This window comes from Methanoregula sp. (assembly GCF_028712425.1).
Taxonomy (GTDB): Archaea; Halobacteriota; Methanomicrobia; order Methanomicrobiales; family Methanospirillaceae; genus Methanoregula.
Genome location: NZ_JAQTQD010000047.1, coordinates 1 through 5,866 on the forward strand (window position 1 = coordinate 1; position 5,866 = coordinate 5,866).

General features: G+C 50.9%; 9 protein-coding genes. 1 reads left to right on the forward strand and 8 read right to left on the reverse strand.

The genetic code is table 11. The features are described from left to right. From PHF39_RS13560 to PHF39_RS13595, 8 genes are all read right to left on the reverse strand, one after another. A partial coding sequence (locus tag PHF39_RS13560; protein WP_300225034.1) for a hypothetical protein occupies positions 1-451 on the reverse strand: 451 nt, incomplete at its 3' end. After that, on the reverse strand, positions 441-605 hold the full coding sequence (locus PHF39_RS13565) for a hypothetical protein (protein ID WP_300225036.1): 165 nt from the start codon (positions 603-605) through the stop codon (positions 441-443). The genes PHF39_RS13565 and PHF39_RS13560, both read right to left, overlap by 11 nt. A gap of 242 nt (positions 606-847) precedes the next feature. Next, on the reverse strand, positions 848-1,351 hold the full coding sequence (locus tag PHF39_RS13570) for a hypothetical protein (protein WP_300225038.1): 504 nt from the start codon (positions 1,349-1,351) through the stop codon (positions 848-850). Between the two features lie 800 nt (positions 1,352-2,151). Beyond that, positions 2,152-2,505: a hypothetical protein gene (locus tag PHF39_RS13575; RefSeq protein WP_300225041.1), complete on the reverse strand. Its 354-nt coding sequence runs from the start codon at positions 2,503-2,505 to the stop codon at positions 2,152-2,154. Continuing rightward, the gene (locus tag PHF39_RS13580) at positions 2,502-2,741 is read right to left on the reverse strand and encodes a hypothetical protein (protein ID WP_300225044.1); all 240 of its coding nucleotides are present in this window, start codon (positions 2,739-2,741) and stop codon (positions 2,502-2,504) included. Before PHF39_RS13580 ends, PHF39_RS13575 begins: the two co-directional genes overlap by 4 nt. Position 2,742: 1 nt before the next feature. Next, complete coding sequence (locus tag PHF39_RS13585; RefSeq protein WP_300225046.1) at positions 2,743-2,943, reverse strand: hypothetical protein; 201 nt, start codon at positions 2,941-2,943, stop codon at positions 2,743-2,745. 436 nt (positions 2,944-3,379) lie between these two features. Continuing rightward, complete coding sequence (locus PHF39_RS13590; protein ID WP_300225049.1) at positions 3,380-3,844, reverse strand: hypothetical protein; 465 nt, start codon at positions 3,842-3,844, stop codon at positions 3,380-3,382. A gap of 15 nt (positions 3,845-3,859) precedes the next feature. Further along, positions 3,860-4,792 (reverse strand): hypothetical protein, encoded by a 933-nt coding sequence (locus PHF39_RS13595; RefSeq protein ID WP_300225051.1) that lies wholly within the window; start codon positions 4,790-4,792, stop codon positions 3,860-3,862. A 758-nt stretch (positions 4,793-5,550) separates the two neighbouring features. Here PHF39_RS13595 and PHF39_RS13600 point away from each other — a divergent pair. Continuing rightward, complete coding sequence (locus PHF39_RS13600; RefSeq protein WP_300225054.1) at positions 5,551-5,817, forward strand: hypothetical protein; 267 nt, start codon at positions 5,551-5,553, stop codon at positions 5,815-5,817. The last annotated feature ends 49 nt before the right edge of the window (positions 5,818-5,866 follow it).

The following is a 5,866-nucleotide window of genomic DNA, read 5'->3' on the forward strand; positions in this document are numbered from 1 at the left end:
TCTGAAAAACCAAGCACTCTGGTTTTAAGAAATTCGCCAATACGCAGGTCGCCTTGAAGTCCCGGGGCATGCCGGGCCGTTTCCGTCTCGCGGTCCGGAACCGGACCGTGTGGGTGCCCGGGGCCCGGGGATACACCCGGCGCCCGGTCACGTCCCGCATCTCCCGGTACGGCGGGACCTCGAACCAGTCCGGCCAGAACCGGACGCCGCGGGGGATGTCGGTGCCCCGCATGAGATCGGTGAGTCTCTGCGGCTGCATGTTGTCGTAGATGACATCCACGATAAGGTCAGCCTCGCCCGGGTTGTCGCCCAGGTCGAGCTCGTAGAAGACCGGGTTTCTCCGCACTTCTTCAAGCGTGAGCGGCGTCTCTTTCGTGAGCGGCTCAAGGCCGGAGAACGTGCCGCGGTACAGGCCCGTCACGGTTGCGGCCGGCCCTGTCTCACCGGGCATGCGGTGCCCCCGTGAACTCTTCATGCTCGGCACGCAGTGCCTTGAACTCCTCCACGATCTCGTCGTACCTGCCGATCTTCTGGTGGATGGCAAAAAGCAGCGGGTAGAGGGGGAGCAGGGCGCCGAGGGTTATGCTGATGATTTCTGTGTCCATGATGATGTGACCTTCATACGAAAAATTTGGGAGAGATCAGGCACCCCCTTGCGCCATCCCTGCCCCCCTGATTGGGGGCGGGGGCGCTCAGGATGCCTCGGTATTACCTGTACGGGAAATTCTCACATGGATTGCAGACAGGTAATGCGGCACTATCGCATCCGGGGGTTGCCCACGCGGCGGGGGCAGAGCCCCCGAGAGCGTCAAATCTCTTCCGGTTTTTCAAATCCTGCGATCTCCGCTTATGCGAGCGCCGGGACGGTGTCCGCCCAGGTCTCGACACGGGTCCGGATTGCATCATCCGAGTACGAGGTGATGCTGACCGATTCGCGGCCGAACGTAACCATGTAAATCTCTCCGCTGACATCGTGGCACTTCAGGGTAGCCGAGTAGGTCTCTTTGTTCGTGTCCCGGACCGGTGTTCCCCCATGAGCGGTTGCGAGGGCAGTGTTGTCCAGGAGTGCGGTTGCTCCTGTATTGAACCCGGCAACCGTGTTGAATTTTGCCGAGTCGTTTCCTACGGACTTGGCATCGTTGTCCTGGTACACGACCTTTGCCACGTAATTCTCTTTGGTCTTCTCCACCGGCGCGTGGTTGACACCAGCGCTCTCGTAGGCTGTGCAGGCAAACGGATTGTCGGTGACGACCGACAAGACGATCGTGTTGAACGCTGTCACATTCTCGATCGGGGCCGCGAGCTTGCGGACCGCCGACTTTACTACGGTTTTCTGTACGAAATCTGCCATTTTGTGTTTCCTCCTTTCGTTGTTTCTTTCAGAAGAGGCAAGCCCCCGGCTCGTCCCCTTCAATTTCCCGGGAGATCTGCGCAAACCTCCCGGACCGGAAGAATGTTCTCCCGGGTCGAAGGGCAGTTTGCACTGCCCTTCTCATCCTCCAGGTTTTGTGAAACCTGTCGGAGGTCTCGGGTTCCTTTGACATACAGTTATACGTCGTATAATCACATGGGCTTTGATTATGGAGAGGGTATTTTTGAGAAACAGAGGGAAAATTCAGGGATTTTTACGAAACGGAAGATAATTTTCAGGAATTTTTAAGGAACAAAAATGTTCCTTTCATCATGTGCAGAGCCGGTTGAAGGACGGAATACCGCCAGAAGAGGAAACAGCGAATACTTATTCCCCGGGTTCCGGTATCCGGAACAGGATCCTGGCCGGTCCAGGCAGGTCCATTCCCGTTTTAGGGGATACTATCACCCTCATACCTCCTCGTTTGCCCGTCTAAAGAGACATAAAGAGACACGTATCCGGGTTCAGAATGCCTAAGAATACGCCCATCCGGGCCTGAATTTTCGGATTCCGGAAAAAAGAGACATGCGATTTTGCGAATGAGACACGTAAAACCTCCCGCAACGACCAAACGGAGCCCGTACAGGGGAGATTTGGGAAGATCCCATAATTCCCCTCCCAAGAGGGATCTTCAGGGGTGAAATCCCCCGTCGGGACGTCCAAGAGGAAGATCGACGGGGGGGATGTTTTTTAAGACCCCTGTGAACACGATCCTCGCAGTGCGGGATGAGATCTCCGGATTACTCTGTCGGCCTCCCGTGCCGGTCCAGCTCTATGAGACTCTTGTTTTCCAACCGGAAGAACCGCATCGATCCAAACGGGCACCAGAGCCATAGTTCCCGGAGGATCTCCGAAACCAGGTCTGCTGAACGGAGCAGCGCGAGCGTTTCCCTCTGTTGGATCTCAACTGCGGTAAGCGTTACACGGAGCTGCCGTGTCCGCTTTACCCGGACAACGATGATCCCGCCCGGGCCGACAATCATGAAATCCCCGAATGCAAAAGCATCCTGCCGGAAGAAGATCACCTGTCCCCGCACCTGTGCAAGCGGGAGAGCGGCTTCAAGCGCTTTTTTCGATGGCAGTCCCCGGCTCATTCGGGATCCCTCATGCCCTTTGACCGGTGCGCTGGATACTTCGCGTGCGGAATTGCCGGCCGCAACTTACGTTTCACGCTCCGCGTCCGGATGCTCAGCAAATATACGTGCATGAAGGTCTTCTTGATCGTTACCCGTTCCACTTCTTCGCCAAGTATCCGGATCGCGTTCTGGATCACGTGCGGGATGATAAAGAGAGGAACATCGGGCGTAACGATCGCAGCCCTGCGGGGCATGTTATTTCCTTTGCTCACCTTCAAGCCGGCATATCCTCTGCTCCAGCCGGTTGAGCTTACGGTTGATGTACGATGCATCCCGCTGCAGGTTATCGCTGAACCAGGCAAGCAGTTCTCCGAGATTCTTCTCGGCAAGAACCGATGCTGCCAGGATGTCGGCCGTGTCGGTCCGGCACCCGGATCTTTCGCGTGCAGCAGGCATCCCCCGGTCCGCGATGAAATGTTTTTTTGAATAGTCGTTTCTTTTCCTGCCGGAAATACCGGCTTCGTTTCCTGAGTATACAGATTCTATGCTACCACTTCCCTAGTTATCAGCCAGGGCATGGATAATTCCCATCACAATATACGCTAATTATCCCATGCCGGAAGGCGGACCCGGGCAAAAGCAGGGTTCGTCGCCTGCTCAAAAGCCCGCTATTTCCTTTGGGACAGCCCCCGGCTGTCCACACTGTGCATTGGCCATGTCGGAATAAACGATTTCTGTCCACGGCATCTACACGTCCGGATGGTTGGCGGGAACGTGAAGCTGGTGTGGACAGAAAAGGTATGTACCGTACTGTAAACAACTCCGTATTACAATGAAAATATCTGAATTTTTATCTCGTAATCCTGATTTGCACAATGGTACTCAATTGTAGTTATCGTGGTGTTTCCAAAGGTTGGTTTTCCGGTATGAATACGGTCGAATTTCTTTCCGATGCATTCCATCCTGAAGTATGTGGGTTATTCAACAGAAAGTCCGGAGGTGTAATAACAGGATAGGGGATGTCAACCAAAGCTACTTTTCCATCGTAGGTTATAAAAACATTCACTCGTTTATTGGTGGCACCCGGTACTATTATCGATATATAGTATACCTCCTGCTGTGGTTCTGTGCCAACACCTATGTTCGCTATACTGACTTCAGAAACACTAAAGTCGCCATTGTTTATTGCCTGAACGGTTCTTGTATCATTTAAAGCAATACGGATCGCTTCATCTTCACTGATTTTTTCTCTGGCAGTGCACCCGGTAAAAATAATTAAAAAAATGAAGAGAGAAATCAGGATGCCGACAATAAACACGGTCATTTGATTCCCTCTTTTTTGATCACTATCTGCCATCAGCACCTTCCGGAGTTATATCCACGTAATTATTTTGTATGAGTTCGAGCCTGACGGGACGGTAACGCTGTGTTGTACCGGCGACATTGCATAATGATCTGTCGATTCGGGCAAATTTCCGTTCCACCAGTATGCGTTGTAGTTGTTTCCTTCTTTTTTATACAGGAATGTGTCTTTAAAATATCCCGTGGAACATGACTGGAAATTTCCCCCGGTTCCTGCGAAGAATTCATGATTCTCATCAGGATTATTATTGTAATGGGTAAGATGACCTGAATCTATCACGGTATCATCCCACCAGATTGTATAGGGATAGCCGGATCCGTCATAATCGTAAACATAGATGATGAAATGATGATCGACGTTTGGATCCGTTGTTCCCCACGTTTTCCACTGCTGGCCGGCCGGCCGTCCGCTGTCCGATGTATACACAATGTACTGATTCGGATTGAGATCAAATCTGGCTACCCCGACTTCAATCCAGTTCCCGCTGTTGCCAAGGTGACTGGTGAAATAGTGGGCCTGGGTGCCTGAGCCGACTTCCAGATTCCCAGGCTTCATGTAGCCGTTGATGCCATGGTAATTATTTTCATAAATGACCATCCTGCCATCTCTCTGGACTTCCTGGTACTTCGGACTGATTCCCTGCTCGTACTTTTCAGGATATTGTCTGAAATACTCCAATGCCTTTTCATTGTCAGCATCGGTCCATCCCGGTTGCCGTGGTTTTGGCATGTTCAGAAGATATTGCGCTGTCTCATTTTCCGTTAATCCTTTCGCTTTCAGTTCGAGCAGAAGGGGCGGGGTTCTCGCAGCAATTGTTGCATTATCTACAATCTCTTTGCCGGCATTCTGATCGATGGCCCCTTGTGCGCTCACGATCGGTACCATCGCCATCCCCGCCAGCATCAGTGCCAGCAGGACGATCCATGTTTTAGGTATGTTCATTTCTCTTCAACTCCTCGCATTTTCCATGCGTTTCGCTCGCCGGCATAGGAAAATCTTCATAGGATCGGAAGATAACAATCTCATGCCTACGGGCGGGACCGGGTTCAACACAGGTTCGTCGCTTGGTGAACCCGTCCTTTCTTTTGGTTTTCTCCTGGGACAGCCCCCGGCTGTCCACACTGTGCAATAGACTATGTCTGAATAAACGATTTCTGTCCACGGCCTCTACATATCAGGATGGTTGGCGGGAACGTGAAGCTGGTGTGGACAGAAAATGTACAAGGTTATGACGGCAGTGGATATCAGAGGGGCAAGACGGGAATTACAATCCGGGACCACTGCTGTCCGGAAAAAAAGGGGGGACAGGTCACGACCAGAACACCCTCCCGGCACATACCAGGAAAACTAAATCGGGCGAAATCAAATTTTTGTACTGTTTGATATCGGAAAATTTCATACATCAATCACTTTTTTCCTGTCAGTCATTACAGCTCATCAAGGGTCAGGAAAATTTGGAAACGATCATTGTTTGTCACTTTCACATCAACTCAATGAGAAAAAATCAGCCCTTGAACAGCAAATCGATCATGGTAAAGAAAATATTCCGGATGAAAATGCAATACATCACGATTCCCACAAGGAGGATTCCCATGGATAGAGCTCTCCTCTGAGTATAAAGAGACACTCCTACTGAAATGACACTCAGGAGAACGCTGTACAATAAGATAGATATCAGATAGCCGGGAGTTGTTACCAGAATGAAAGGTACTGGTGAGAGGATTATATCGGCAATTACTCTGAAAAAGCCCGTGGCAAGGACAATAACGATGATTCCTGTAACCGGGGGAATGTTCCGAAAACTACAGGCAATGATAATCAGGGGAAGAATGTTCGTGCAGAATATTACAAGAAAGTATACAAAAACAAATGGGATCTTCCATGAATTGAGAAGGGTTCCTAAAAGAGGTGAGATAACAAAACAGCAGAATAATGCAAAACCCGAAATAAGCAATAACCTGAACTGATCATAGGGGAAAATTTTTTTCAAGTCAGTCATTTTTTTCACTTTCTCCT

Excerpts from the sequence above, each read along its gene's own strand:
- PHF39_RS13565 (WP_300225036.1), bottom strand. The coding sequence starts at position 605 with ATGGACACAGAAATCATCAGCATAACCCTCGGCGCCCTGCTCCCCCTC.
- PHF39_RS13570 (WP_300225038.1), bottom strand. The coding sequence starts at position 1,351 with ATGGCAGATTTCGTACAGAAAACCGTAGTAAAGTCGGCGGTCCGCAAG.
- PHF39_RS13575 (WP_300225041.1), bottom strand. The coding sequence starts at position 2,505 with ATGAGCCGGGGACTGCCATCGAAAAAAGCGCTTGAAGCCGCTCTCCCG.
- PHF39_RS13580 (WP_300225044.1), bottom strand. The coding sequence starts at position 2,741 with ATGCCCCGCAGGGCTGCGATCGTTACGCCCGATGTTCCTCTCTTTATC.
- PHF39_RS13585 (WP_300225046.1), bottom strand. The coding sequence starts at position 2,943 with ATGCCTGCTGCACGCGAAAGATCCGGGTGCCGGACCGACACGGCCGAC.
- PHF39_RS13590 (WP_300225049.1), bottom strand. The coding sequence starts at position 3,844 with ATGGCAGATAGTGATCAAAAAAGAGGGAATCAAATGACCGTGTTTATT.
- PHF39_RS13595 (WP_300225051.1), bottom strand. The coding sequence starts at position 4,792 with ATGAACATACCTAAAACATGGATCGTCCTGCTGGCACTGATGCTGGCG.
- PHF39_RS13600 (WP_300225054.1), top strand. The coding sequence starts at position 5,551 with ATGAAAGGTACTGGTGAGAGGATTATATCGGCAATTACTCTGAAAAAG.